Source organism: Bradyrhizobium sp. USDA 4538 (genome assembly GCF_024171045.1).
Lineage (GTDB): Bacteria > Pseudomonadota > Alphaproteobacteria > Rhizobiales > Xanthobacteraceae > Bradyrhizobium > Bradyrhizobium australafricanum.
In genome coordinates, this window is the sequence record NZ_JALJZE010000001.1 from 458,462 (window position 1) to 484,142 (window position 25,681).

At 64.7% G+C, this 25,681-nt stretch carries 27 protein-coding genes; 10 read left to right on the plus strand and 17 right to left on the minus strand.

The genetic code is table 11. From position 1 onward, the window contains the following. Nucleotides 1-67 precede the first annotated feature (67 nt). The 5 genes from J2R78_RS01960 to J2R78_RS01980 all read right to left on the minus strand — a co-directional run bounded on the left by J2R78_RS01960 (nucleotide 68) and on the right by J2R78_RS01980 (nucleotide 2,073). Nucleotides 68-484 carry a hypothetical protein gene (locus J2R78_RS01960; RefSeq protein ID WP_253609517.1) on the minus strand — a complete coding sequence of 139 codons (417 nt, stop codon included), beginning with the start codon at nucleotides 482-484 and terminating at the stop codon, nucleotides 68-70. A gap of 55 nt (nucleotides 485-539) precedes the next feature. Continuing rightward, complete coding sequence (locus tag J2R78_RS01965; protein WP_057020207.1) at nucleotides 540-818, minus strand: hypothetical protein; 279 nt, start codon at nucleotides 816-818, stop codon at nucleotides 540-542. A gap of 169 nt (nucleotides 819-987) precedes the next feature. After that, nucleotides 988-1,185: a hypothetical protein gene (locus J2R78_RS01970; RefSeq protein ID WP_028331616.1), complete on the minus strand. Its 198-nt coding sequence runs from the start codon at nucleotides 1,183-1,185 to the stop codon at nucleotides 988-990. Nucleotides 1,186-1,346: 161 nt separating this feature from the next. Next, nucleotides 1,347-1,505, minus strand: coding sequence for a hypothetical protein (locus J2R78_RS01975; protein ID WP_168856472.1), 159 nt, complete (start codon nucleotides 1,503-1,505; stop codon nucleotides 1,347-1,349). Nucleotides 1,506-1,920: 415 nt separating this feature from the next. Then, on the minus strand, nucleotides 1,921-2,073 hold the full coding sequence (locus J2R78_RS01980; RefSeq protein ID WP_016841798.1) for a hypothetical protein: 153 nt from the start codon (nucleotides 2,071-2,073) through the stop codon (nucleotides 1,921-1,923). 264 nt (nucleotides 2,074-2,337) lie between these two features. On the opposite strand from J2R78_RS01980, the gene J2R78_RS01985 reads away from it, so the two are divergent. Further along, the gene (locus tag J2R78_RS01985; protein ID WP_253609518.1) at nucleotides 2,338-3,315 is read left to right on the plus strand and encodes a Ku protein; all 978 of its coding nucleotides are present in this window, start codon (nucleotides 2,338-2,340) and stop codon (nucleotides 3,313-3,315) included. Between the two features lie 54 nt (nucleotides 3,316-3,369). Further along, nucleotides 3,370-3,597, plus strand: coding sequence for a hypothetical protein (locus J2R78_RS01990; protein WP_253609519.1), 228 nt, complete (start codon nucleotides 3,370-3,372; stop codon nucleotides 3,595-3,597). Nucleotides 3,598-3,627: 30 nt separating this feature from the next. On the opposite strand, the gene J2R78_RS01995 is transcribed toward J2R78_RS01990, so the two are convergent. Then, on the minus strand, nucleotides 3,628-3,792 hold the full coding sequence (locus J2R78_RS01995) for a Flp family type IVb pilin (RefSeq protein WP_016841801.1): 165 nt from the start codon (nucleotides 3,790-3,792) through the stop codon (nucleotides 3,628-3,630). 424 nt (nucleotides 3,793-4,216) lie between these two features. Here J2R78_RS01995 and J2R78_RS02000 point away from each other — a divergent pair, with 424 nt between their 5' ends. Beyond that, nucleotides 4,217-5,851, plus strand: coding sequence for a thiamine pyrophosphate-requiring protein (locus tag J2R78_RS02000; RefSeq protein WP_253609520.1), 1,635 nt, complete (start codon nucleotides 4,217-4,219; stop codon nucleotides 5,849-5,851). 83 nt (nucleotides 5,852-5,934) lie between these two features. Continuing rightward, nucleotides 5,935-7,149 carry an NAD(P)/FAD-dependent oxidoreductase gene (locus J2R78_RS02005; RefSeq protein ID WP_253609521.1) on the plus strand — a complete coding sequence of 405 codons (1,215 nt, stop codon included), beginning with the start codon at nucleotides 5,935-5,937 and terminating at the stop codon, nucleotides 7,147-7,149. Between the two features lie 155 nt (nucleotides 7,150-7,304). Here J2R78_RS02005 and J2R78_RS02010 read toward each other — a convergent pair whose 3' ends face one another. From J2R78_RS02010 to J2R78_RS02030, 5 genes are all read right to left on the minus strand, one after another. Further along, nucleotides 7,305-8,549: an ABC transporter substrate-binding protein gene (locus J2R78_RS02010; RefSeq protein ID WP_253609522.1), complete on the minus strand. Its 1,245-nt coding sequence runs from the start codon at nucleotides 8,547-8,549 to the stop codon at nucleotides 7,305-7,307. A gap of 41 nt (nucleotides 8,550-8,590) precedes the next feature. Beyond that, a complete protein-coding gene (locus tag J2R78_RS02015) occupies nucleotides 8,591-10,069 on the minus strand; it encodes an ATP-binding cassette domain-containing protein (protein ID WP_225164487.1) in 1,479 nt (492 codons plus the stop codon). Continuing rightward, the gene (locus J2R78_RS02020; protein WP_253609523.1) at nucleotides 10,070-10,996 is read right to left on the minus strand and encodes a branched-chain amino acid ABC transporter permease; all 927 of its coding nucleotides are present in this window, start codon (nucleotides 10,994-10,996) and stop codon (nucleotides 10,070-10,072) included. A 1-nt stretch (nucleotide 10,997) separates the two neighbouring features. Then, a complete protein-coding gene (locus J2R78_RS02025; RefSeq protein ID WP_050424320.1) occupies nucleotides 10,998-11,873 on the minus strand; it encodes a branched-chain amino acid ABC transporter permease in 876 nt (291 codons plus the stop codon). A gap of 94 nt (nucleotides 11,874-11,967) precedes the next feature. Beyond that, entirely contained in the window at nucleotides 11,968-13,191 is a 1,224-nt protein-coding gene (locus J2R78_RS02030; protein ID WP_253609524.1) for an ABC transporter substrate-binding protein, read from the minus strand. A 602-nt stretch (nucleotides 13,192-13,793) separates the two neighbouring features. Here J2R78_RS02030 and J2R78_RS02035 point away from each other — a divergent pair. Next, on the plus strand, nucleotides 13,794-15,038 hold the full coding sequence (locus J2R78_RS02035) for an IS4 family transposase (RefSeq protein ID WP_253610063.1): 1,245 nt from the start codon (nucleotides 13,794-13,796) through the stop codon (nucleotides 15,036-15,038). Between the two features lie 122 nt (nucleotides 15,039-15,160). Here J2R78_RS02035 and J2R78_RS02040 read toward each other — a convergent pair whose 3' ends face one another. Next, a complete protein-coding gene (locus J2R78_RS02040) occupies nucleotides 15,161-16,756 on the minus strand; it encodes an MDR family MFS transporter (protein ID WP_253609525.1) in 1,596 nt (531 codons plus the stop codon). Between the two features lie 159 nt (nucleotides 16,757-16,915). Then, complete coding sequence (locus tag J2R78_RS02045) at nucleotides 16,916-17,452, minus strand: YcgN family cysteine cluster protein (protein ID WP_092079527.1); 537 nt, start codon at nucleotides 17,450-17,452, stop codon at nucleotides 16,916-16,918. Nucleotides 17,453-17,740: 288 nt separating this feature from the next. On the opposite strand from J2R78_RS02045, the gene J2R78_RS02050 reads away from it, so the two are divergent. The 3 genes from J2R78_RS02050 to J2R78_RS02060 are packed head-to-tail and all read left to right on the plus strand — an operon-like array spanning nucleotide 17,741 to nucleotide 21,211. After that, nucleotides 17,741-20,014, plus strand: a complete 2,274-nt coding sequence (locus J2R78_RS02050; protein ID WP_253609526.1) for a transglycosylase domain-containing protein — start codon at nucleotides 17,741-17,743, stop codon at nucleotides 20,012-20,014. Between the two features lies 1 nt (nucleotide 20,015). After that, nucleotides 20,016-20,594: a DUF1214 domain-containing protein gene (locus J2R78_RS02055; protein ID WP_016841830.1), complete on the plus strand. Its 579-nt coding sequence runs from the start codon at nucleotides 20,016-20,018 to the stop codon at nucleotides 20,592-20,594. After that, nucleotides 20,591-21,211 carry a DUF1254 domain-containing protein gene (locus J2R78_RS02060; protein ID WP_057020197.1) on the plus strand — a complete coding sequence of 207 codons (621 nt, stop codon included), beginning with the start codon at nucleotides 20,591-20,593 and terminating at the stop codon, nucleotides 21,209-21,211. The genes J2R78_RS02055 and J2R78_RS02060 overlap by 4 nt, the downstream gene beginning before the upstream one ends. Here the strand turns inward: J2R78_RS02060 and J2R78_RS02065 are convergent. Continuing rightward, entirely contained in the window at nucleotides 21,208-22,050 is an 843-nt protein-coding gene (locus tag J2R78_RS02065; protein WP_253609527.1) for an MBL fold metallo-hydrolase, read from the minus strand. The genes J2R78_RS02060 and J2R78_RS02065 overlap by 4 nt on opposite strands. Nucleotides 22,051-22,141: 91 nt before the next feature. Between J2R78_RS02065 and J2R78_RS02070 the strand changes: the two genes are divergently transcribed. Then, nucleotides 22,142-23,002, plus strand: a complete 861-nt coding sequence (locus J2R78_RS02070; RefSeq protein WP_225641820.1) for a LysR family transcriptional regulator — start codon at nucleotides 22,142-22,144, stop codon at nucleotides 23,000-23,002. A 1-nt stretch (nucleotide 23,003) separates the two neighbouring features. On the opposite strand, the gene J2R78_RS02075 is transcribed toward J2R78_RS02070, so the two are convergent. Next, entirely contained in the window at nucleotides 23,004-23,771 is a 768-nt protein-coding gene (locus J2R78_RS02075) for a hypothetical protein (protein WP_038379546.1), read from the minus strand. Between the two features lie 16 nt (nucleotides 23,772-23,787). Continuing rightward, nucleotides 23,788-23,982, minus strand: a complete 195-nt coding sequence (locus J2R78_RS02080; protein WP_024579523.1) for a hypothetical protein — start codon at nucleotides 23,980-23,982, stop codon at nucleotides 23,788-23,790. A 295-nt stretch (nucleotides 23,983-24,277) separates the two neighbouring features. Between J2R78_RS02080 and J2R78_RS02085 the strand changes: the two genes are divergently transcribed. Then, nucleotides 24,278-25,210, plus strand: coding sequence for a DUF2336 domain-containing protein (locus J2R78_RS02085; RefSeq protein WP_156436513.1), 933 nt, complete (start codon nucleotides 24,278-24,280; stop codon nucleotides 25,208-25,210). Here J2R78_RS02085 and J2R78_RS02090 read toward each other — a convergent pair. Continuing rightward, complete coding sequence (locus tag J2R78_RS02090; protein ID WP_016841837.1) at nucleotides 25,207-25,551, minus strand: DUF1491 family protein; 345 nt, start codon at nucleotides 25,549-25,551, stop codon at nucleotides 25,207-25,209. The two genes, J2R78_RS02085 and J2R78_RS02090, sit on opposite strands and share 4 nt — an antisense overlap. Nucleotides 25,552-25,681 lie beyond the last annotated feature (130 nt).

Sequence of the window (25,681 nt, forward strand, 5' to 3'; positions counted from 1 at the left end):
CCGGACCGTCGGATACGCCGTTACACGCGGCAACCGCGGCTGCCTTCGCGTTGCGCGCCGCCAGGCGTCAGCTGCTGGCGGCCAGAGGCTCGTAGTCCGGAAAACGGCTCAGGACCGCGGCCTTCATGAACTTGAAGTGCGCAATCTCGGTCGCCAATTCCTTCAGCCGGCGCTGGCCGTTTAAGATCTCGGCGTCAAACAGGTCTTGATGATAGTTGTCAAGCGCCTCGCGTTCCAGATATTCGTCGGTGCCGTTGCCGAGAGTCACCGCGGCGCGGGCCAGAACATCATCGACGCGGCGGCCAAGACCGGATTGCTCGCTTTCGGCCGCCTGCAACGCGGCCTCGATCGCGGCCATGATCGATCCGATCCGGGCGCGATCGGTCTCGGCATCGCGCTCAGCCGAGCGTGCCTTGAACCCTTCCTCGCCGCGCCGCGATTTGATCAGGTCGTGCGCGCGAGACCGCAAAAACAGCTGAAACATCTGTCAGTATCCGGTTCGGGCCCATTGAGGCAGCACAGGTCAAAATCGCCCGGTCTTAGTTAAAAAAGGGTGAATTGCCCTCATGCCCGGCTCTCAGGTCGGCTTTCCACTTGATCCAGGCCTTGTCGTGCTTGTCATAGAGTTCGAGCCACCGTCCCTCACCGGCTGACGGCACCAGGCCCGTCCCATTATCGTGCCCGTCCGCCAGTCCCGGCAGCGAGGAGTCCAGGTCCTCGAACTCCGACGTCTCCTCAAGCGTCAGCCCGACCAGCACACGCTTGCCACTGACATCGACGACATACCGCCTTGGCGAATGCCCCCTGAGATCACTCATGACGTGAAAGTTCCCTTGCGATCCGCGGGGCTGGCGACGAGATCAGGGGCACGCTGGCATGCAACCAACCCGCCTGCCGCAACGGACGCCGACATGATGACCGATTGCATGTTGCCAGCCAACCCCAACTCACCGCACACCGTCGCGCTACCTCGATCGAACTACTCCGCTAGAACGCGCGACGCATGTGGCCGAACGCACTGACCGGCTGTTCCCGCCTCGACGATTTCGCGGCTGATGGCGCCACATACGGTGCATAGATCCGATATTGCGCGCGGCGCTTGTGCGACCGCCACGAGCGCGCGGCGAAACCGGAGAAGAAGCCTGCGACGAACACCGCCGCGAGAATCAGAGCAGGAGAAACCATCACAACCGTCCACGTTCGCCCCGATGTTATTAACATTCGAAGTTGTGACGACATCATGATTGGACGCGCCGAAAGATTGTTCAGCCGCTGGAATTTTTGTGCAATCGAACGACGCATCAATGATCAGGCGTCGACAATAATTGTTCTCGCGAGAGAACGTCTCAGGAGAACCACCAGAGCATGAATTTCAGGAACATCGAGCTGAGAAGATAAATCCACCCCGCCATCGCCAGCACCGTCAGTCCGACGAAGACACCTGAAACGCTTTTCTCCTTGAAGCGCGCCAGCAACGAGTTTTTTTCTTCTTGCGAGTAGAACATCTCAGGCTCAAGGCGTAACTGATTCAAATCAGCTAGCAGTCAATTTCGATGATCTCGTGACGCGTCGCAGCAGCCATTCGCATCGCGCATCACAGATCACCGCTGCAAAACGCCGCCAGGCCGCACGCCATCGCGCAGTGGAAATTCCGTTCGACACGATCAGGAATTTTACGTCGGCGATCGCGGCGGCCCGCGCGCCGGAATTTCCCTTCGGATCCTCGCCCGATCGACGTCACATACGTCGATCAAGACGGTCGTGCAGCTTGACCATGCGATGTGGCCGGCATGCAGGATAGCCGCGCGCCGGAGGCCGGCGCGGCCGAACGGATTCTTCCCGGGAGCAATCTGCCCGCTTCGCCCTGCCTCTCAGTTTAACAATCAAATCCTCGCACGCGGTCAACCAATGATAATCGCCTCACACGCGGAAAAAGGCGAACCAGACAATGCCGAGGATCAGGACGGCCAGCCCTGTCGAGGCCGTGAGCAGCGCGAGAACCGAAGGTCCAGGCTCGGCCTGCCGTGCCTCGGTCGGGGTTTCGACGATTTGACCGTGTCGTTCCGTTGCCATGGCAACCTCTTTGCTTAAGTGCCTGTAATTCCGGCGTTTGCCGCGCCCCTTCGACAGCCAACGCGTGATCGGGAGCGATGTTCCGAGAGCGTTGACGGCTGGGCCGACGGCAGTCCCGCCCGCCGCGTCAAACGGGCGCAGCGCGAGGACACGGTTAACGCCGTTGCGAGATTCACCGGGCCGTGTTGTTTCAAACTGGGGTTCCCGGTGTTATCCTTGACCGTTCCGTCGGTTGCGTAATCGGAGTTTCCCTGGAGTTTCCCCATGGCCCCTCGCGCCAATTGGAAGGGCTTTTTGCGCCTTTCGCTCGTGACTTGCCCGGTTGCCCTGTACCCGGCGACATCGGATACCGAAAAGGTCTCCTTCAACCAGATCAACCGCAAGACCGGCCACCGGATCAAATACGCTAAGGTCGACGCCGAGACCGGCGAGGAAGTCTCCACCGAAGACATCATGAAGGGCTACAAGGTCGACACCGACACCTATATCGAGGTCACCAAGGAAGAGCTCGACGACATCGCGCTGGATTCGACCCGCACCATCGAGATCGACGAATTCGTGCCGCGCAGCGAGATCGACAGCCGCTATCTGATCCGTCCCTACTACCTCGTTCCCGACGGCAAGGTCGGCCACGACGCCTTTGCGGTGATCCGCGAGACCATCCGCAGCCTGAACAAGGTCGCGATCGGCCGCGTGGTGTTGACCAATCGCGAGCACATCATCGCGCTCGAGCCGCTCGACAACGGGCTGATGGGCACGCTGTTGCGCTACCCGTATGAGGTGCGCAGCGAGAAGGAGTATTTCGACGACATCCAGGATGTGAAGATCACCAAGGACATGCTCGATCTCGCCAAGCACATCGTCGAGCAGAAGTCCGCCGACTTTGATCCGGAGGAGTTCGAGGACCGCTACGAGCAGGCGCTGATCGACCTGATCAACCAGAAGCGCAACGGCATCAAGGTCGCCAAGCCCGCGGCGAAGACCAGCGGCAACGTCATCAACCTGATGGACGCGCTGAAGAAGAGCCTCGCCAACGAGAAGCAGGCCGCGCCCGCCAAGACTGAAGCAAAGGCCGCGAAGGGCAAGAAGCCGAAGGAGCGCATCGAGGGCCAGCGCGAAATGCTGCTGCCGATCTCGGGCAGCGGCAAGCGCGAGCCCAAGGAGGCCGCCAAGCCCGAGCCGAAGAAGGCCGAGAAGACAACGCGCGCCCAGGGCACCGCGGCGCGCAAGAAGGCAGGCTAGCGCAGCGACCGCAAGATGAGCCCGGTCCACAGCTCCTGAGATGTCCCGGTCGAGATGCCCTGGTCGACGCCGTTTGACGAACCGATCGCGCTGCATCGCGGCGGCACGCTGGTGACGCTGCAGCACGCTGCCGACTACATCATGAAGCTATCGGAAGACACCCAGGAGGAGACGCGCTGGCAGATCGCGGTCGAGCATTTGATCAATGCGGCGGAACAAGGTGCCGGCTGGTTGATGTTCGCGCGCATCGCGATGCTGCGCGCGTTGAATGGGGACGACTGAATCCGGAAAATGGCGAACTGCCGGCAGCGCTTACTTGAATGCCGAACTGACGGCATTGAATTGGCCGCTTACACTGGTGCCGATGCCCCTGACGCCCGCGACGATCACGATGCTGATGCCACCGGCGATGATGGCGTATTCAATGGCCGTCGCCCCGACCTCATCACGCAGAAACCTTGCCATCAACGCGCGCATGAAAAGCTCCTGTCCGACGCTCGCGGCTTTTTCTCCCGCGCCGTAGTAATATGCTTGCGAAACTAGGCCACATTGGTTGACGGCCCATTGAGGGAAAGGATGAACGATCGCTTAAAGGTTGCAGGGAATTTCCCTGCTAGTTCTGCCTGCATCAGGTTGCCGCCGGGCGAGGCACCGGGCCGCGGCCGGAGCGCTTTCCAGCGAAGTGGACACCGGCTCGCGCAAAGAAAACGCGTCAAAACAAGTACCTAGAGCTCCGTTCTGATCCTGTCTGACCGGAAACAGCTCCAGTCGTAAACGCATATCAGAACTACCTGATCCGGCCCCGGCCACGCTTTACCGGTGCCGCGGAATCCTGTTCCTTTATCGGACAGGCGACAACGAGGCCGGAACGAACCGGCCGCATGCAAAGGGAGTGACCGTCATGAAGCTCGGCACCGCGATCGCGGAAATCATGAAGCGCGAGGGGATCGAGATCCTCACGGGCTACCCGGTCAACCATTTGATAGAATACGCCGCCAATGCCGACATCCGCCCGGTGATGGTGCGCCAGGAGCGCATCGGCGTGCACATGGCGGACGCAATCTCCCGCGTCACATCGGGCGAGAAGATCGGCGCCTTCTGCATGCAGCACGGCCCCGGCGCGGAGAACGCGATGGGCGGCGTCGCGCAATGCTACGGCGAATCCGTGCCCGTCCTTGTGCTGCCGATGGGCTATGCGCGTCGACTGGCGAATATCGACCCGAACTTCAATTCCAGCCAGGCGATGAAGGCGTTCTCAAAATCGTCGGAGCCGATCAACATCGCAGCCGAGGTCTGCAACATCTTTCGGCGGGCGTTTACAAAATTGAAGAACGGCCGCGGCGGGCCGGTCATCGTCGAAATCCCCGCCGACATGTGGAACGAGGAGGTGCCGGAGCCTTTGAACTACACGCCGGTGCTGCGCACCCGCTACGGCGCCGACCCCGTCCATGTGAAGGAAGCAGCTGCCCTGCTCGTTGGCGCCAAGCGTCCGGTGATCTATGCCGGCCAGGGCGTGAACTATGCAAAGGCCTGGCCGCAGCTGAAGCGCCTCGCCGAACGGCTCGCGATCCCGGTCACCACCAGCCTCGGCGGCAAGTCGTCCTTCCCCGAGACGCACCCGCTCTCGCTCGGCTCCGGCGGCCTCGCGGTGCCGCGCGCGGTGCCGAAATTTCTTTCCGAAGCGGACGTGATCTTCGGTATCGGCTGCTCCTTCACCGAGACGTCATTCGGCATCGCGATGCCGAAGGGCAAGACCATCATCCATTCGACGCTCGATCTGAACCACATCAACAAGGATGTCGAGGCCAAGGTCGGCCTCGTCGGCGACGCCGGCCTGGTGCTCGACGCGCTGCTGGAGGAGATCGGCAAGACCGTGACCTCGGACCGCAACGCAAGCGCGGTCGCCGAGGAGATCGCCGCCTCCCACAAGGAGTGGCTCGCCAAGTGGATGCCGAAGCTGACGCACAACGACGCGCCGCTCAATCCCTACCGCGTGCTGTGGGACCTGCAGCACACCGTCGACATCCACAACACCATCATCACCCACGACGCCGGCAGCCCGCGCGACCAGCTCTCGCCGTTCTGGAAGTCGGTCGAGCCGCTGTCCTATATCGGCTGGGGCAAGACCACGCAGCTCGGCTACGGCCTTGGTCTCGCGATGGGCGCCAAGCTCGCCAAGCCCGACAAGCTCTGCATCAATGTCTGGGGCGACGCCGCGATCGGCTTCACGGGGATGGACTTCGAGACCGCGGTGCGCGAGCGGATTCCGATCATGTCGATCCTGCTCAACAATTTCTCGATGGCGATCGAACTGAAGGTGATGCCGATCTCGACCGAGAAATACCGCTCGACCGACATCTCCGGCGATTACGCCGCGATGGCCCGCGCCTTCGGCGGCTACGGCGAACGGGTGACCAAGCCCGAGGACATCATCCCCGCGATCAAGCGCGGCATCCAGAAGACCAAGGAAGGCGTGCCGGTGCTGCTGGAATTCATCACCAGCAAGGAGACCGAGGTGTCGCGGCCGGGGACGTGACGGCACCTCACACGCCGCTCTGCCACTTGATTTGACCGCGCCAGCACAGGCAAGCTCCCTCCGGTGCAACTTCGGAGGGAGAGATGGCGCGCATCCTGGTGCTGGGGGCCGGCTTTGCCGGGCTATGGGCCGCGCTCGGCGCAGCCCGCAAGCGCGACGAGATCGGTGCACGGGCAGCGGACACCGAGATCCTGGTCGTCGATCGCAACGCCTATCACAACATCCGGGTGCGCAATTACGAGGTCGATCTCGGCGATGTCGCGCTGCCGCTCAAGGACCTGCTCGATCCGGTTGGCGTCAGCCATAGGGTGGCCGAGGTCGCGGCGATCGATCCGGCGACGCGCGCCGTCACGGTCAGGACGAGCGCAGGCGCGGAGGTTGTGAGCTACGACCGGCTGGTGCTGACCACCGGCAGCGAGTTGGTCCGCCCCGCCATCTCGGGCCTTGCCGCCCACGGCTTCGATGTCGACACCTATGAAGCAGCGATGCGGCTCGACACGCATCTGGCGGCGCTCGGCAAACAACCGCCGTCAGAGGCACGCGCGAGCGTCGCGGTCGTCGGCGCAGGGTTCACCGGGATCGAGGTCGCGACCGAGATGCCGGCCAAGCTGGCGCACGCCGGCATCACCGGCGATCATCGGGTCATCCTGATCGATCCCAATCCCGTCGTCGGCGCGACCTTCGGCGCGCATGGCCGCCCGGTCATCAACGAGGCGCTGGCCGCGCTCGGCGTCGAGACGCGGCTGAATGTCCGGGTCAGTGCCATCAGCTCCGACAGCATCACGCTCAACTCCGGCGAGATTATTCCGACCAAAACCGTGGTGTGGTGCGCCGGCATGCGCGCAAGCCCCCTCGCCGCCTCGCTGCCGGCCAGGCGCGACGCGCTCGGCCGGATCAAAGTCGACCACACCATGCGCGTCGAAGGCCTTGCGGACGTCTTCGCCGCCGGCGACGTCGCCGCCTGCCTGATCGACGGCGAGCACCCGACGGTGATGTCCTGCCAGTTCGCGCGGCCGATGGGCCGCTTCGCCGGCCACAATGTGGTCGCGGACCTGTTTGGCGAGAAGCTGCTGCAGCTCAATATCGACTGGTATGTGACGGTGCTCGATCTCGGCGCCTGGGGTGCGCTCTACACCACCGGCTGGGACCGCGAGGTGCACACCACAGGCGCCGCCGCCAAGCTCACCAAGCAGACCATCAACCAGCAGCGCATCTATCCGCCACGCAACGGCGACCGCGCCGCGCTGCTCGCGGCGGCCGCGCCGACGATCCAGACGGCGCCGCCGACGCGCAAGTAGTTTGGGACTCACATTCGCCGATCGTCATTGCGAGCCACCCGGTCGGCGCGAAGCGCCGCCGGATGACAGGCTCCGCGAAGCAATCCACCCCTCCACGCCGGGATAAATGGATTGCTTCGTCGCTACGCTCCTCGCAACGACGGCGCGTACGTCTGCTACTGCGACAGCTTCACAAAGTTCGGAAACTTCATCTGGCCCTCGGCGATCGCCTTCGGCCAGACCGTGATCTGCTTGCCGCCCTGCCACTGGAACACGAGGCCGGTCACCGCGCCCGGACCGGACTTGATGCCGTGAGTGAACTCGTCGTTCTTGCCGTAGAACTGGATCTTGCCGATCGTGCCCTCGAAGTCGGTCTTCTCGAGCTCGGTCACCATCTTGTCCGGATCGGTCGAGCCGGCGCGCTGAATCGCCTCGGCGATGATGTAGACCTCGTCATAGGCGGTGTAGCCGGTATAGGCCGGCGGCGTGCCGAACTTGGCCTTGAACGCCGCCGCGAACGGCTTGGTCTTCGGCGTGACGGCAACATCAGGCGTCGCCACCGCGAGCGAGGGCACGCCCTCGGCGGCGCCGTTGGTGTCGCCCCAGAAGGTCGGGCTCAGCGCCTGCGCGCTGATGCCGAACATCGGGATCGGTACCTGCTGGTTCTTCCACTGCACGGTCGGCTGCACGCCGACATGGGAGATGCCGGTGACGATCACGTCGGGCTTGGCGGCTTCCATCTTGTTGAAGATCGGCGTGAAGTCCGTGGTGTCGGGCGAGAAGCGAATGTGCTCGACCACCTTCAGGCCGGCTTTCGGCAGGCAGGCCTCGTAGCCGACGTCGAGCGGCTTGGTCCAGGCCGCGTCCTCGCTCATGATCGCGACCGACTTGAACTTGAGCTGGTCGACCAACAGCTCCTTGGCCGCGTCGCAGACCAGCTGCGCCTGCGCGGCCGAGGTCAGGTAGCCGTGGAAGGTGTACTTGTTCTTCTCATAGTCGTTGTGGATCGCCTTGGTGATCTCGTTGGAGGCGGCGCCGGGCGTGATCAGCGGCATCTTCAGCCGCGCAGCCCACGGCTCGAGCGCCAGCACAACCTCGCTGATATAGCTCGCGATCACGGCCGAGACCTTGTCCTCGCTCACCGCGCGCTGGAAGGCGCGCACCGAGTCCGCCGACGAGCTCTTGTTGTCGTAGGTGACGATCTCGACCTTGCGGCCCATCACGCCGCCCTTGGCGTTGATCTCGTCGGCTGCGATCTGCGCGCCGCCCGGCGTCGCCGCACCCGCGATCGACTGCACTTCGGCAATGATGCCGATCTTGATCGGGTCCTTGGACTGCGCATAGGCCGGCGCCGCGAGGCAGAGCACGAGCGCCGAGGCCAACAGGCTCATGCGGGTCGCGGTTGAATATGCTGTCATCATGATCTCCCTTGTTTTGCTTTCTTCTTTTCGAACTGCGAACGTCAGAGAAAGTCCTTGCCGGCCTCCGCGGCGAACCGGCCCGGATCGCCCTCCCAGACGATCCGCGCGTGCTCCAGCACATAGACGCGGTCGGCATGCGGAAGCGCGAACGTCACGTTCTGCTCGCCCAGCAGAACCGTGATCTTGGTGGTTTGGCGCAGCTTCTCCAGCGCCTTCGACAGCAGCTCAAGGATAACAGGCGCAAGCCCCAGCGTCGGCTCGTCCAGGATCAGGATCTGCGGCTGCATCATCAGCGCGCGGCCGATCGCCAGCATCTGCTGCTCGCCGCCGGACAACGTCTGCGCCATCTGGCCCTGGCGTTCCTTCAGGATCGGGAACAGCTCGAACAGCCAGGCGAGTTGCTTGGCCCGCGCCGCGTCGTCGAGATGCTGGCCGCCGAGGTCGAGATTTTCCCGCACCGTCATCTCGCCGAATAGCTCGCGCGATTCCGGACATTGCACGAGGCCTGAGCGGGCGATCTTCGCAGGTCCCGTGCCGCGCAGCTTCTCGCCCCCGCGCAGGATCTCGCCGGTATAGGGCAGGAAACCCGAGATGGTGTTGAACAGCGTGGTCTTGCCGGCGCCGTTGAGGCCGACGACGGAGACGAACTCGCCCTCATGGACGTGGATCGAGACGTTTTCCAGTGCCTGCGCCTTGCCGTAATGCACGCTGACATTCTCGACCTGCAGCAGCGGCACCTTGTCCTTGAACGAGGTCTCGGGCCGCGCATGGGTCTGGATCGCGCCGCCGAGATAGACCCGCCGCACGGTCTCGTTCTTCATCACGTCCTCGGCGCGGCCGGTCGTGATCTCCTCGCCGAGATACATCGCGAGCACGCGGTCGACCAGCGCCGCGACGCTCTTGACGTTGTGGTCGACCAGCATCACCGCGCGACCCTCGTCGCGGAAGCTGCGGATCAATGCGGAGAAGGTGCCGACCTCGGCGCTGGTGAGACCGGCGAAGGGCTCGTCGACCAGCACGACCTTGGGGTCGCGCGCGATCGCCTTGGCCAATTCCAGCCGGCGCAGGTCGGCGAATGGCAGCGTCGGCGGGCGGCGGTCCATCACCGCCCCGAGGCCGACACGCTCGGCGATCCATTTGGCGCGCTCGGTCAGCGCCTTGTCGGGAAACAGCATGAACAGGCTGTCGGGCAACAGCGCTACCATGATGTTCTCCAGCACGGTCTGCCGGTTCAGCGGCCGTGAGTGCTGGAACACCATGCCGAAGCCCTTGCGCGCGATCTTGTGCGCAGGCAGCCCGGCGACGTTCTCGCCTTCGAACAGCACCTCGCCTGCGGTCGGGCGCTCGATGCCCATCACGCTCTTCATTGCGGTCGACTTGCCCGAGCCGTTCGGTCCGATCAGGCCGAGGATCTCGCCGGGATGCAGGTCGAACGAGAGGTTCTTCACGGCGGTCAAGCCGCCGAATCGCTTGGTCAATCCACGGACGGTGAGCGTTGCTGTGGTCACAGTCTGATCCATTTAAGAGCGCGCCTCGCGTGACAGGGCCGCTCCGAGGAAACCGCCGGGGAAGAACAGGACGACGAGCAGCGCCACCGCCGAGACGATGAAGGTCGCAAGCTCGCCGGTCGGGCGCAGGAATTCGCCGGCAACGATCAGGAAGATCGCGCCTAATGCGGCGCCGAGCACGGTGCGCCGGCCGCCGAGCACGGCGGAGACGATCACGTTCACGCCGACCGCAACGTCAACCACGGTGCCGACCGAGGCGGTGCCGAAGTAGAACACGAGCAGCGCGCCCGACAGTCCCGAGAAGAAGGCGCTGACGATGAAGGCCGCGAGCTTGTGCTTGACGATGTTGAAGCCGAGCGCGCCGGCCTGCACCGGATCCTGCCCGCTCGCCTGCAGCACGAGGCCGACCGGCGATTGCGACAGGCCGTACAGGATGGCCGCGCTCACGGTCATGAAGCCGAGCGCGATCCAGTAATTGGCGCCGGCATTGATGGTGATGACGTCAGGGATGGTGAGCCCGATCTCGCCGCCGGTGAGATCTGCGAACACCACGACGAAGTTCTGCAGCATCAAGACCGCCACCAGCGTGGTCAGGCCGAAATACGGTCCTCTCACCCGCAGCGCCGGCAGCGCCAGCACGAAGCCCGCGGCGACCGAGGCCAGCGCGCCGAGCAGGATGCAGACATAGACCGACCAGCCGAACTGGTTGTTGAGAATTCCTGCGGTGTAGGCGCCGGTGCCGATCAGGAAGGTCGGCCCGAAATTCACCTCGCCGGCGAAGCCGAACAAGAGGTCCCAGGCCATTGCGAACACGCCGAAATAGAACGCGACGGTCAGCAGCCCGAGGATGTAGCCCGAGACGTAGAACGGCAGCGTCGCGGCGATCACCACGCAGACCAGCGAAATGAAGAACAGGCGCGAGGAAAAGAAGCTGGCCATCTCAGCGCCTCCCGAGCAGGCCCTGAGGCCGGATATACATCACGAACACCAGAAGCAGCAGCGCCGGAATGGTGCGATAGGCCGGCGAGATCATGTAGGCCGTGATGGTCTCGAGATAGCCGACGACGAAGGCTGCGATCAGCGAACCCGACACGCTGCCGAGGCCGCCGAGCACGACGATCGAGAACGCGCTCGCGGTCAGCGGCCCGACGCTGTAGGAGCTGACGCCGAGGAACATGCCGAGCAGCACGCCGGCGATGCCGGCGAGAATGCCGTAGATGCCCCACACCACGATGTAGATCTGGGTGAGTTCGAGCCCGAGCAGCGTGACGCCGCGCGGGTTCATCGAGGCCGCCAGTACCGCCTTGCCGGTCCTGGTGCGGTTCACCAGGAGCCACAGCAGGCCGATCACGAGGCAGCAGACCAGCGCGGTGAAGATATTGTTGCGCGGCGTGCGGTTGCCGAAGATATCGACGACACCCTCGACGATCGGCAGCACCGTCTTGGCGTTGTTGGTGAAGAAATAGGCGATCAGTTCCTGGATCATGATGCCCCACAGCAGGGTGCCGGTGAGGACGAAGATTTCCTTCTCCTCATTGGGGATCCGCGTTGAATTCTGGATCGGCTTGACGACCGCAAAATAGGTCGCGAACGACACGATCAGCGCGACGCCGACACCGAACAGCGCGCCGGTGTAGATGTCGAGGTGCAGCACGCTGGCCGCGGCCCAGGCCGCGACCGCCGCGGCCACCATGATGGCACCGTGGGAGAGGTTGAGGACGCCGGAGACACCGAAGATCAGGGTGAAACCGGTGGCGCCGAGCGCATAGAGCGCGCTGATGGCAAAGCCATCGATCAGGATTTGTAAGGCAAGCATCTCAGATTGGCCGCGGCAGCAGGGCTGCCTGTTGTGGAGGACACAGAACCGAACAGGGATGCTCCCGGGTGGGGCCCGGGAGCATGATCATCAGTCAGTTCGTGGTGACCTTGATGAAGCTCGGGAACTTGAGGTCGCTCTTGGCGACCACCTTCGGCCAGACCGCGACCTGCTTGCCGCCCTGCCACTGCAGCATCAGTCCGGTGATCAGGCCCTTGCCGTACTTGATCGAATGGGTGAACGGATCGTCCTTGCCGTAGAACTGGACGCGTCCGATGGTGCCTTCCCAGTCAGTCTTCTCCAGCGCATCGACCAACTTGTCGGCCTCGACCGAGCCGGCGCGCTTCACCGCATCGGCGATGTAGTAGACCTCGTCATAAGCGGTATAGCCCGCGTAGGACGGATAGTTGCCGTAGCGCTTCTTGAAGCCTTCCGCGAACGGCACCGACTTCGGCGTCACCGCGACGTTCGGGCCGGACACGCCCTGATACAGCACGCCTTCCGCCGCATCGTTGGTGTCCTTGCCGAAGGTCTCGTTGGTCGCCTGCGAGGAAATGCCGAACATCGGGATCGGCACCTGCTGGTTCTTCCACTGCACCGTCGGCTGCACGCCGACATGCGAGATGCCGGTGATGATCACGTCGGGCTTGGAGCCTTCGACCTTGTTGAAGATCGGCGTGAAGTCGGTGGTGTCGGGCGAGAAGCGGATGTGGTCGACGACCTTGAGCCCGATCTTCGGCAGGCATTCCTCGTAGCCGACATCGAGCGGCTTGGTCCACGCGGCATCCTCGCTCATGATGACCGCGGTCTTCATGTGCTTCTGATCGACCAGCAGCTCCTTGGCGGCGTCGCAGACCGACAGCGCCAGCGCGGCCGAGGTCAGGTAGCCGTGGAAGGTGTACTTGTTCTTCTCGTAATCGGCGTGGACGCTCTTGCTGATCTCGTTGGAGGCGGCGCCGGGCGTGACGAACGGCGTCTTCAGGCGCGAAGCCCAGGGCTCGAGCGCCAGCACCACTTCGCTGATGTAGCTCGAAATGACGACGTTGACCTTGTCTTCGTTGACCGCGCGCTGGAACGCGCGCACCGAATCCGCCGAGGACGAGTGGTTGTCGTAGCTGACGATCTCGATCTTGCGGCCGTCGATGCCGCCCTTGGCATTGATCTCGTCGGCGGCCAGCTGCGCCGCCTGCGGGATCGATGCACCGGCAATCGCCTGCGCTTCGGCGATCACGCCGATCTTGAGGGTGTCGGCAGCCAGCGCTCCGCTCGGCGCCGCAGCCAACAGGCCCAACACGGCCGCTCCTGCAAGTTTCTGCATCGCGTGCACGGGGAGTCGCAATGTTCTTGTCACCCTGTTTCTCTCCTCTTTTTCTTCGGCTGCTTCGAGCTCTTGGGGCGCGACTATAGCCGCGACAAAATGCGCAGCAAGTGAAACTGCGCGCAGATCGCCATGCAAGGACGGCGACTAAAGTAGTGGGTCGGCGCTCACCAAATGAACAAACATGAGGCAGCGGGGGAATAAAGTGGTGGTGCACCGATCGCTCAGATCGTCATTCCCCGCTGCGCAAATTACGCGGGGCGAGCGAAGCGGAGAGAGCGGAACGAAAAGCACGGCTCGGGCAATTCATGTCGCGAGAACGCGAATTGTTGCCCGCTGGCCGTGCGACAAGCTCAGTGCCGTCCCTGCGAAAGCGCTAGCGTGTCTACACGGTTTTGGGGCGCGACAGATTGACTCGGTGCAGCAAGAAGTGGCGTCTCTGCAGCATGTTGTATGATTCTCTCACTGGCGCTTTGATTCGAAGGAGCGCCAGCGATGCAGCCGGATTTGTCTTTGGGTGAGTTCGGGGACGTTCGTCTCGACAAAAGGGGGCGACGCTTCTCCGGGCTATGCTTTGCACGCGCAGCGTCTGCTTGCGCCAGATGGCCCGGGGCGATTGGGCTGCCAATATGGCGTTCTGGCGGTTTGTGAACAACCCCCAAGTCACGATCGATAAATTGATTGAGGGCTGGAGCGCGCAGACGCGGACTGCGGTCAGCGGGCGTCATGTGCTGGCGATCCAGGATACGAGCGAGGTCAAGTTCCAGACCCCGGCGGGACGGCGGCGCGGGCTGGGCAAAGTCGGCAAGGGCAATGCTCGCGGCGTGCTGTTGCATGCGATGATGGCGGTGGATGCCGACAGCGGGGTCTGTCTTGGCCTTACTGGCGGCAACGTTTGGACGCGCAAAGGCAAGGTAAAAATCCCGCATGAGCGGCGCGCCTTGGCCGACAAGGAGTCGGCGCGCTGGGTGACGGCCGCCGAGCAAGGCCGCGACGTCCTGGCAGATGCCCGCATGATCACCGTCGTCAACGACCGCGAGGGGGATTTCTTTGCTCACTGGGCGCTGACGCCAGCTGAGAATGTCCATCTTCTGTCGCGTGCCATGCACGACCATGCGCTGGTCGATGGCGACACACTTTATCAGGCGGTCGAGCGGAGCCGCTTCTGCGACAACGCGGTGATCGATCTGCCGCAGCGAATGGATCGGCGCGGCCGGCAGGCCCATCTCTCGATGCGCTTCGGAACCGTCGTGCTCAAGCGGCCGCAGAGGCCCGGCGTCACCGACTTGGCGGAGGGCATCAAACTCAGCTTCGTAGAAGTGGTCGAGTTGCATCCGCCGAGAGGTGCGGAGCCCATTCGCTGGCTGCTCCTGACCACTCATCCGGTCGCCACCGTTAAAGACGCCTGGCAGATCGTCTCCTGGTACCGCCAGCGCTGGATCATTGAGCAACTCTTTCGCTCGCTGAAGAGCCAGGGTTTGCGCATCGAGGATAGTCAGATCGAGAGCGCCGAAGGCCTGATCAAGCTCGTGGCGGTCGCCACCAGAGCGGCATGTATCGTCATTCAACTCGTTCAGGCCCGCAACAGTGGCGAAGAATTGCCGGCTGAATTTGTCTTCACCGCAGAAGAGATCGAGACGCTCAGGGCCATCAACAAAACCATGAAAGGTCGCACCGAGCTTCAGAAAAACCACCATCGCCCCAACACTCTTGCTTGGGCGGCATGGATCATCGCAAAACTCGGCGGATGGACCGGCTACGCCTCCCACCGTCCACCTGGACCAATCACCTTCCACACCGGAATGGCCCGCTTCCAAATCCTCGCAAATGGCCCGACAAACGCGTAGATGCACTAGTGCGAAAGCGGGGACCCACAACCACGGATGCTCATTGTTACGCGATTTGGAACGACGAGTCCGATTCACAACATCCGCCGCGGCGACGACAGCGGTGTATGAGTCGACTGCCTCTACTCCGCCATCTCCGCCGGCGGGTGGGCGGCGGGACCAGCGAGCGGGCGCTCTTCCATCGTGATCATGCAGATCGAGGCGGTGGTCAGCAGCACGGCGGCGGCGCCGAACACGTAGCGGAACGCATGGATCATGTCGGCCATCGGGATCGCGCTGACGGTGCCGGCGGAGGCGGCATGATGCTCGCCGGCGAGCGAGATGTCGGTCCCCAGCGTCATCAGCAGGATGGTAGTGAAGGCGGCGACCGTGAAGGAGGCCATCATCGCGCGGAAGAAGTTCATCGCGCCGGTCACGGTACCGACCTGCGGCCGCGCCACCGCGTTCTGCAACGACACCACGCTGATCGGGAATGTGGTGCCGAGGCCGAGCGCGAACACGCTCATCAACAGCAATAATCCCCACAGCGGCAGCGTCGTCACCGCCATGCCGACGGCACAGATCGCGGCCACCGAGGTGCCTACGATGGCGACGCGCTTGTAGTGCTTGGCCTTCGCCATGGTCCGGCCGGCGATCGCCGCACCGAAGGTCGAGATCGCCGCGAGCGGGATCAGCGCGAGGCCGGCCTCGCTGGCGGTGAGATGATAGACCACCTCGTAATAGAGCGGCAGATGCACGGTGAGGCCGACCATGGCGCCGAGCGCACAGCCGCCCGCCCCCATCGCGAACGGCACCACCGAGCCGCCGAGCAGCGACAGCGGCAGGAACGGCTCGTCGGCGCGGCGCGCGTGCCAGACGAAGGCGCCGGCGAGCGCGATCGAGGCGCCCACCATCGCGGTGATGGTCGGCGACAGCCAGGACAGACGGGTGCCGCCCCAGGTCAGCACCAGCATCAACACGACGGCCGAGGCCATCAGCAGGATGCCGCCGAGCCAGTCGACCTTGCGCTTGCGGTGGAACACCGGGATCTTGCCCATCTTCGGCAGCAGCAGCGCCAGCGCCGCCGCCGCGAGCGGCAGGTTGATCCAGAAGATCATCGACCAGTGCAGATGCTCGGCGAACACGCCGCCGACCACCGGGCCGAGAATGCCGCCGGCCATCCAGACGCTGGAGAAATAGGCCTGATAGCGGCCGCGCTCGCGCGGGCTCACCACGTCGGAGATCACGGTCTGGACCACCGGCATGATGCCGCCGCCGCCGAGCCCCTGCAGGCCGCGGGCAACGATCAGCATCGTCATGCTGGGCGCGATCGCGCACAGCACCGAGCCGACCACGAACAGGCTGAGCGAGGTGATGATCATGACGCGGCGGCCATAGATGTCGCTCAGCGTGCCGAACACCGGCGCCACCGCCGTCGAGGCCAAGAGATAGGCGGTGATCACCCAGGACAGATTGGTGACGTCGTGAAACTGGCGCCCGATCGTCGGCAGCGCGGTCGCGACGATGGTCTGGTCGAGCGCGGCCAGGAACATCGTCAACATCAGGCTGATGACGATGGTGCGGACTTCGTCCGGATTGAGCGGTACCGGCGGCGCCAGCGGCGGCGCTTCGCTGAGTTCGATCACCTCGCTCGGAAGGCGTGACAGCTCTTCGGCAATGTCGTCGGGCAATGTCGCTTGGTCGGCAGGAATCCGGCTCTGCCGTTCATACTTGTTCATTTGAGGCGTAATGCTGCTGCGCGGGCGCATCCCGCGATGGAATCATTCTCTGCTTTGCAATTTATGCAGCAATTCAATGCTGAGGCAGGCACCCCAGCGCATGGGTGCATCCCGCGGCGATGTTCTCGCGGTGACGTGATCGCGGACGCGGCGACGACGTCACGCTTTGGTCGTCTTGCCCAGCATTTTCGGCCGCTTCTTCAATTGTGCCCGTTTCGGCAGCAGCGCCGGCCATCGCACGATATGATCCTCGAGATCGGCGTCGTTGACGTCGAGCTCGGTGCCCTCCACTCGCCCGCGTACCGAAACTCCCGCTTCATGGACGGTGTTGGGATCGCCCGAGATCAGGGGATGCCACCAATAGAGGTCCCGCCCCTCGGCCACCAGCCGGTAGCCGCAGCTCGGCGGCAGCCAGTTCAGCGTCCGGACGTTTTCGGGAGTCAGGCGGACGCAATCCGGAACCTGGTCGGAACGGTTCGGGTAGTCCTTGCAGGTGCAGAGGCCGGAATCGAGCAGCTTGCAGGAGATATGGGTGAAATAGATCTTGCCGGTGTCCTCGTCCTCGAGCTTCTCCAGGCAGCACCGTGCGCAGCCGTCACACAGGCTCTCCCATTCGGCGTTGGACATCTCTTCCAACGTCTTGGTTTTCCAGAAGAATCCCTCCTGGTCCGACGGGCGCTTGGGCGATGCGGTCATGATATCCCTGAAATGGCGGTGCAACTCTTCTTGGGATGCCGGCAACGCTTGCGCAAGGGGGTGGTATTGCGGGGTCGAAAAAGCCGGTGGGCAGCGTTAGGGCTCCCATTAAATTCACAAGCCGCGCCATTGGTTTATGGCAGCCGCTCGGATAGAACAACGAACGAGTCCCCATCGACGCAAAAGCGCCTTGGGATTGCCGCAACATCGAAGCAAGACGCTGCCCTGTGCCCGGTTTGGGCGCCCGCAGCGCAGTCGAACTGATCAAGGGTCCGGTCCTTTCAGATCATGCCGTCCCATTGGAAACAGAGGGTCCGGAACTTCTTCCTGGACCTCGATGCGCGTATCGACTCGACGCTGTTCTCGTCGGGCAAGGGCCTGCGCGAGCTCTACGAGCGCTATTCCACCTTCATGGACCGCTTCTATGTCGGCCGCTGGAAGCGCTGGGTGTTCATCGAGCCGCTGTCGGAGGCCGCAACCCTTGGGCTCGGCGGCATGATCCTGATGCTGACGCTCGCGATCCCCGCCTTCCGCGAGACCGCCGACGAGGACTGGCTGAAGAAGTCCGACCTCGCGGTGACGTTCCTCGACCGCTACGGCAACCCGATCGGCAGCCGCGGCATCAAGCACAATGACTCGATCCCGCTGGAAGATTTTCCGGACAATCTGATCAAGGCGACGCTCGCGACCGAGGACCGCCGCTTCTACGACCATTTCGGCATCGACGTGCCGGGCCTTGCCCGCGCGCTGGTCACCAACGCGCAGGCCGGCGGCGTCCGCCAGGGCGGTTCGTCGATCACCCAGCAGCTCGCCAAGAACCTGTTCCTGAACAACGAGCGCACCATCGAGCGCAAGGTGAAGGAAGCCTTCCTCGCGATCTGGCTGGAGACGCGGCTCACCAAGAACGAGATCCTGAAGCTCTATCTCGACCGCGCCTATATGGGCGGCGGCACCTTCGGCGTCGACGGCGCGGCACACTTCTACTTCAACAAGTCGGTGCGCGACGTGAATCTCGCGGAGGCCGCGATGCTCGCCGGCCTGTTCAAGGCGCCGACCAAATACGCCCCGCACATCAACCTGCCCGCGGCCCGCGCCCGCGCCAATGTCGTGCTCGACAACCTCGTCGATGCCGGCTTCATGACCGAGGGCCAGGTGTTCGGTGCCCGCCGCAATCCCGCGGTCGCGGTCGACCGGCGCGACGAGAACTCGCCGAACTACTATCTCGACTATGCCTTCGACGAGATGCGCAAGCTGGTCGACACCTTCCCGAAATCCTACACCGAGCGCGTCTTCGTGGTCCGCACCGCGATCGACATGAACGTGCAGAAGGCGGCCGAGGAAGCGATCGAGAACCAGCTGCGACAGTTCGGGCGCGACTATCACGCGACGCAGGCCGCGACCGTGGTGTCCGATCTCGACGGCGGCATCCGCGCCATGGTCGGCGGACGCGACTACGGTGCGAGCCAGTTCAACCGCGCCACGGACGCCTATCGCCAGCCGGGCTCATCGTTCAAACCCTATGTGTACACCACGGCGCTGCTGAACGGCTTCACGCCGAACTCGAAGATCGTGGACGGCCCGGTCTGCATCGGCAACTGGTGCCCGCAGAACTATGGCCATTCCTATTCGGGTCAGGTCACGCTGACGCAGGCGATCACCCGCTCGATCAACGTGGTGCCGGTCAAGCTCTCGATCATGATGGGCGGCAAGGAAGGGCCGAAGGCGGGCCGCGCCAAGATCGTCGAGGTCGCGCGCCGCTTCGGCCTCAAGGCGCCGCTGCCCGATACGCCGTCGCTGCCGATCGGCTCCGACGAAGTCACGGTGCTGGAGCACGCGGTTGCCTATGCGACCTTCCCGAACCGCGGCAAGGCAGTGACGCCGCATTCCGTGCTCGAGGTGCGCACCGGCGCCGGCGACCTGGTCTGGCGCTGGGACCGCGACGGTCCGAAGCCGCGGCAAGCCATTCCGCCGAACATCGCCGCCGATATGGCGGGCATGATGAGCCACGTGGTCAGCGAAGGCACCGCGCGCCGCGCCGCGCTCGACGGCATTCCGACCGCCGGCAAGACCGGCACCACCAACGCCTATCGCGACGCCTGGTTCGTCGGCTACACCGGCAACTTCACCTGCGCGGTCTGGTACGGCAATGACGACTATTCGCCGACCAACCGCATGACCGGCGGTTCGCTGCCGGCGCAGACCTGGCACGACATCATGGTCGCGGCGCATCAGGGCGTGGAGGTCAAGGAGCTGGTCGGCGTCGGCATGGGCCAGAAGCTGCCGCCGCAGCCGGCGCAGGCCAATGCCCAGGCCAACACGGCGCCGCGCGTATTGGAGACCAAGCCGGGCCCGCCGCCGGTTTTGACCAAGCGCGGCGCGGATATCCTGGTGCGGGTCGAGAAGCTGCTCGATGACGCCGCCAGGACCGCCGGCAAGACCACGCTGAACGAGTCCTCGAAGACCGGCAAGGCCGAGTCCTCGAGCGCGCTGGCGTTCCCCGAAAACTACGTTGCCGCGGCCGGGCCGGACGGCGCGACACCGGCACCGCCACGCAAGAACTAACGTGCGGCTCCTCCTCACCACTTTGCTGGCACTCGTCATCGCCACCGCCGTCGGCCTCGGCCTGACCTACGCGACGGCGACCCGCGGCACCGATCTCGGCACGCTGAAGATCGGCGCCTGGACCGCGCGGCCGAAGAGCGGCACCTCCGACGTCGATCCCTATTCGCGCGCCACCATCGCGCGCAGCGGCGAGCTGCCGATCGGCACCGGCGACGGCATCGCGTTCTCGGCGACCACAGACGACAAGAACAAGCCGCTCGACGGCCGCTGCGACATCGTGGTCAGCGGCGTGACGCCGGCGGCGCGGTTCTGGACGCTGACGCTGTTCGACCGCAAGGGGCACCTGGTCGCCAACACGCTGCAGCGCTACGGCTTCACCAGCCAGGAGATCATGCGCGCCTCCGACGGCACGTTCGAGATCCACATCGCCTCGCGCTCGCGCGCCGGCAACTGGCTGCCGACCGGCGGCATCGAGCGCTACGCGCTGATGCTGCGCCTTTACGATACGCCGGTCGGGGTCGCGACCCGCACGCAGCGCGACGCGCCGATGCCGTCGATCGCAACGACGGGTTGCCCATGATCCGCGTGCTGCTCACCATCCTCGCAGGCGTGCTGCTCGGCGGCGTGGTGCATCTCGTCAGCGTGCTGGCGCTGCCGCGCATCGCCTCGCAGGACGCCTATTCGCGGCTGACGCCGATGACCAAGCTCAACGAGGTGACGCAGCTGCCGCTGGCCGACCCGAGCCACTCGCCGATGCCGCTGATGGATCCGGCCTTCGCGGTGGCGATCTGCCGCTACGATCTCTCGACCGGGCCGCTCAAGCTCACCGTGCCGGTCAGCCAGGCCTATACGTCGGTGTCGTTCTATACCCGCAACGAGGTCGCCTATTACGCGATCAACGACCGCTCGGCCGGCAAGAAGGTGATCGAGCTCGACCTGATGACGGAAGCGCAGCACAACGAGCTGCCGGAGGACGAGGAAATCACCGCCGCCGACCGGCTGATCATCGACTCGCCGACCTCAACCGGCCTGATCCTCCTGAAGGCGCTGGCGCCGGAGCCCGGCCTGATGCCGCAGGCGCAGGCCTCGCTCGCCGCCTCCTCCTGCAAGGTGCAGACCGAGCCGGTCGCGGCCAAGCAGGAGGCGCCGCCGCCGCTGCCTGTGCCGGCCCCGCCGCCTGCGGCACGCAAGCGCTAGCTCGCGGCGAGCGCGTGCCGGCCGCAGCGGCAGGTCTCGTAGTCGACGGGATCGTGGCTGTTGACGATCGTCACATCAGCGCCATGCGCCGCCTTCAATTGCCGTAGCCGCTCCTGGTTCTGGATGCGCATCGCGCGATCCATGTCCGCCCGGCGCTGGAACATGCCGAGCACCAGCGGGATCCGCGGCCTGGCATCGAGCTGCGCGTGGTGGAAATAGGCGTCGCCGGCGTGCAGCAGCCACCTGTCCTTGTCGCGCACCGCGATCCCGCAATGGCCGAGCGTGTGGCCCGGCAACGGGATCATCAGAATGTCCGGCTCGCGGTCGCCGAGCGCGCGCACGCCCTTGAAGCCGAACCAGTCCTCGCCGCCGGCACCATAGAACGCCCAGTCCGGCCCGTGCTGCCACTGCGCCGTGATGTAGCGCCCCTGCGGCGGCGTGACCTGATGCGTTACCGCCATGTCGTACTCCTTGCGATCGACGTGCACCTTGGCCTTCGGAAAGTCCGGCACGCCGCCGGCGTGATCGCGGTCGAGATGCGTCAGCAGCACATGGCGCACATCGTCCGGCGAGAAGCCGAGCGCCTTGACCTGCCGCACCGCCGTCTCGGCCGGATCGAGCCGCGGCGTCGTCTGCCGCACCCATTTGCGTCCGAGCCGCGGCGGGTCGCCGATATCGTCGAGCCCGATCCCGGTGTCGACCAGCACGAGGCCGTCATTGCTCTCGACCAGCAGGCAGTGACAGACCATCCGCGCCCGCTGGAAGATGCTGCCGCTGCCGTTCACGAGCCGCTTTCCGATCGGGCACATCGTGCCGGTGTTGAGATGGTGGATGCGCATGACAGGTCCTCCGCTGTAACAGGCGCAGACTTGCCACTCGCGTTTCCATAGGTAAAATATTGTCTTTCTATCCCTGTGATAGGATACACCTATGGATATCCGCGAACTCCGCTACTTCGCCGCGGTCTACCGCGAGCGCAATCTGACCGCCGCGGCGAAGCGCTGCTTCATCTCGCAGCCGTCGATCTCGGCGGCGATCACCAATCTCGAGGCCGAGCTAGGCACCACGCTGTTCATCCGGCACAAGAAGGGCATGGCCCCGACCGCCTCTGCCGCGCAGTTTCACGGCATCGCCCGCAGGATCATCGACGAGGCGGACGCGGCGCGAAACCTCTTCCGCAAGCCCGCGACGCGGCAGGCGCTGACGCTCGGCCTGTTGCGGACGCTCGATCAGGCCCGGACCATCGCGCTGCTGAAGCCGCTGACCGGCAATACCGATCTTGCGCTCCGGCTGGTCGGCGCCAGCGAGAAGGCCGACGCGCGGATCGTCGCCAAGACCATGGTCGGCGCCGGCGAGCACTTCATCCCGCTGTGGAGCGAGCGCTATGTCGCGGCACTGCCGCCCTCGCATCCCCTGACGCTGAAGGAGACGCTGCGGACCACCGACTTCGCCGGCGTTCCGATGATCGATCGCTGCCATTGCGAACAGCAGGAATTCTTCAAGCGTGCCTCACCGCCGCGCAAGCCGGTGGCGATCGCGGAATCCGAGGAGTGGGCGATGGCGCTGGTGGCGGCCGGGGTCGGCGTCGCCATCGTCCCCGAGGGCGTGGCGCGCGGCAATCCTGATGTCACGATGCGCGCGATCGATATCGACGTGACTCGCCAGGTCGGCCTCGCCTATCCCTCGGCCCACCCGCCCTCCGATGCGCTGAAGGCGTTCATTGCGAGCCTGCCGCGGCAAGCCAACAGTCGCCGGGTCAAATCGACGGCGAAGAAAACGAAGCGCGCCTAGACTAGCCCTTCGTCACCACGGCCTGGCCCGTGACCGGCGCGGAGATGAGCGGCGCATTGGCTGTGAGCCGGGCGAGCTCGTTGATCTGGCGTTCGGCGTCAGCCGCCATGCCGTCGGGCGCCTGGATCACCAGCCGCTCCAGCGCCCAGCGATAGGACGAGATCCGCCGCTCCAGGGCCTGCTGGACCCATTGCACGATCAGCGTGTTCTCTTCCATCCGCGCCACCGCGTCAGCCCGCTCGCGCGGCGACACGTCGGCGATCATGTGGAGGCTGGCATTGCGCTTGCGATCGAGCTCGATCACCTGGATCGCGGTGGCGAAGAACGGCTCGAAGCGGGTGATGTCGTCGCGCACCTCGTCGATCAGCAGCGAATAGCGCGAGGCGAACGAGCGATGCGGCTCGTCGATCAAATTGCGGCCATAGGCGGTGCGATCGAACACGACCCTCTGCCGCCACGGCGAGGGCAGCGGCTGGTAGTCGCCGAATACGCTCTTCCACGCCGGACGCGACAGCGGCGGCTCGATGAACTGATAGGCGAGGTCGCGCAGCTGACGTTCGTGTTCGGTGAGCTGGAATTGCGAGGCGTTCTTGCCGATGCTGCCGGTCGCCTCGGCACCGATCCAGCGATGCATGTCGTCGTTGCGGAAATCGGCGCGGGTGCGGCCGAAATCCCCGCCGCTGCAGCCGGCGAGCGCCGAGCCTGCCAGCAGCAGGATCAGCGCCGGGAGTGACCGCCGCGCGACGGTCCGCTGCACAAGCTCCGGCATTGCCCGATGTCCGCGATCAGGAGCGGCGTCGGCGACGGCGGCCCTGCGCAGTGCCCTGCTCCGGTCCGCGACCACCGCCGGTCTCCTCCGTCGTTCGCTCGATCCGGACGACGGGAAGGATCAGTACGGTCCCCATGCCTTCGCCGGCAGCACCGGCCATGCTCGGCCGCCGTGCAGCCGCATCCGCCGGAAACTCAACGATGGTGCCCATGTTCCGTTCTCTCTGGCCCCGCACGGACATGATTTGCCCCGCGCATGCCGAGTTAAGAACGCGCATGGTTAATGACATCTTAAGCCGCCGGCACGGACGGTTACGGATATGGCGCTGTGCCTTAATAGACACGCGCAAATTCGAGCATTCACCTTCACGGCTTGTTTTCCTTAACTGCCTCTTAAAACAGCCTGCGTAGGCTCGCTGCCACAAGGCTTTCAAACCGAAGTTCACTGGCAAGTCGCGTACGCCCGAGATGAGCGCAGCTCCGCTATTTCCTGGTTTCGATGGGCTGATGACGCTCTCCCGTCGCGAGGGCGTCGACATCCGCCCGACGCTGCTGCGCGTCCTGACCGACCTCTATGTGCAGGCGAGCGCCCACTCCGCCGATGAAGAGCGCCAGTTCGTCGAGTTGACGACGCGCCTGATCGACGAGGTCGACGACGCGACGCGTGCCGCGGTCCGCGCGCGGCTTGCGATCTATCCGGCGACGCCCGCCCGGATCGTGGACAAGCTCGGGCTGCGCCGCGTCGGTCCCGACCAGCCGATGCCGGCGGCCACGCCAATTCCCGCGCCCGCCCCGTCAGCGCTGCCGGCCAAGGTCCCGACCGAAGCCGAGCTGCGGATGGCCGCGAGCCTTGCCATGCGGCCAAACGATGCCGCCGAAATCTCCGACATGTTCTTTGCCGCCAGCACGAGGGAGCGCGCGCAGATCCTGCACAATCTGCAGGAGACGCCGCTGAAGGCTGCGGCGCGGATCCCGGCCGCGCGCGCCGCGCGCGCGATCCATATCCTGGAGATGGCAGCGTTTGCCGAGGACCTCGATAACTTCACGCTCGAACTCGGCGAGGCGCTGATCCTGCCGTCGCGGATCGCCGCGGACGTCGTCAACGATCCCGGCGGCGAGCCGCTCGCCTGCGCGATGCGGGCGCTTGACGTGTCGAGCGCCGCGTTCCAGCGGATCCTGATGTTCCTCAATCCGGAAGCCGGCTCCTCGGTCAACTACGTCTATCGGCTGTCGCGGCTCTACGATCGCCTGAGCGAGCGCTCGGCGTTGGTGATGCTGGCGGCGTGGCGCGGCTCGACCATGGCGGTGGCCCGCGCCAGGTATCGCTCGTCGCTCTATGACGATGAGCGCCATCGCGTGCGCGCGACATCCTCGCAGACGCGCCCCGCGTTGCAACCCGGCAGCGCGCCCGCTGTCCGAAATCAGAAGTCTGGAAGTTAGCCCTTGGCCAGATCGAGGAAGTGCCGCCCGGCACGGTCCTCGGTCTCGACGATCCAGGCATCGGGATCGAAGCGGAGCTCCTTGGTCAAGCGCTCCTCGACAGACGGCTCGGATACCGGCTGTGGTGCGGTCGGCACGAACAGCCGCTCGACCGGACGGCTGTCGTCATAGACCGTCTGCGGCGCCGGCGCATACAGCATCGCGTTGCCGTCCATCAGCGCCACCTTGACGAACACGGCCCCGGCTTCCTCGGCGCCCTTCTTGCGGACCGCGCCGAACACGCCCTCGGTCTGGCAGCGGCGCAGATACGCCGCGACCCAAATGCTTGTTTTCAATCGCATGCGCCGACCTATAAGCCAGCGGCGCGGTCACGTCCAATTGTCACAGATGTCGTCACGCCGCGGCGGGTTGACCGAACCAATCGTCACCCATATCCTTGCATCCGCGGTGCAAGCCGCGCCCGGGTCCACG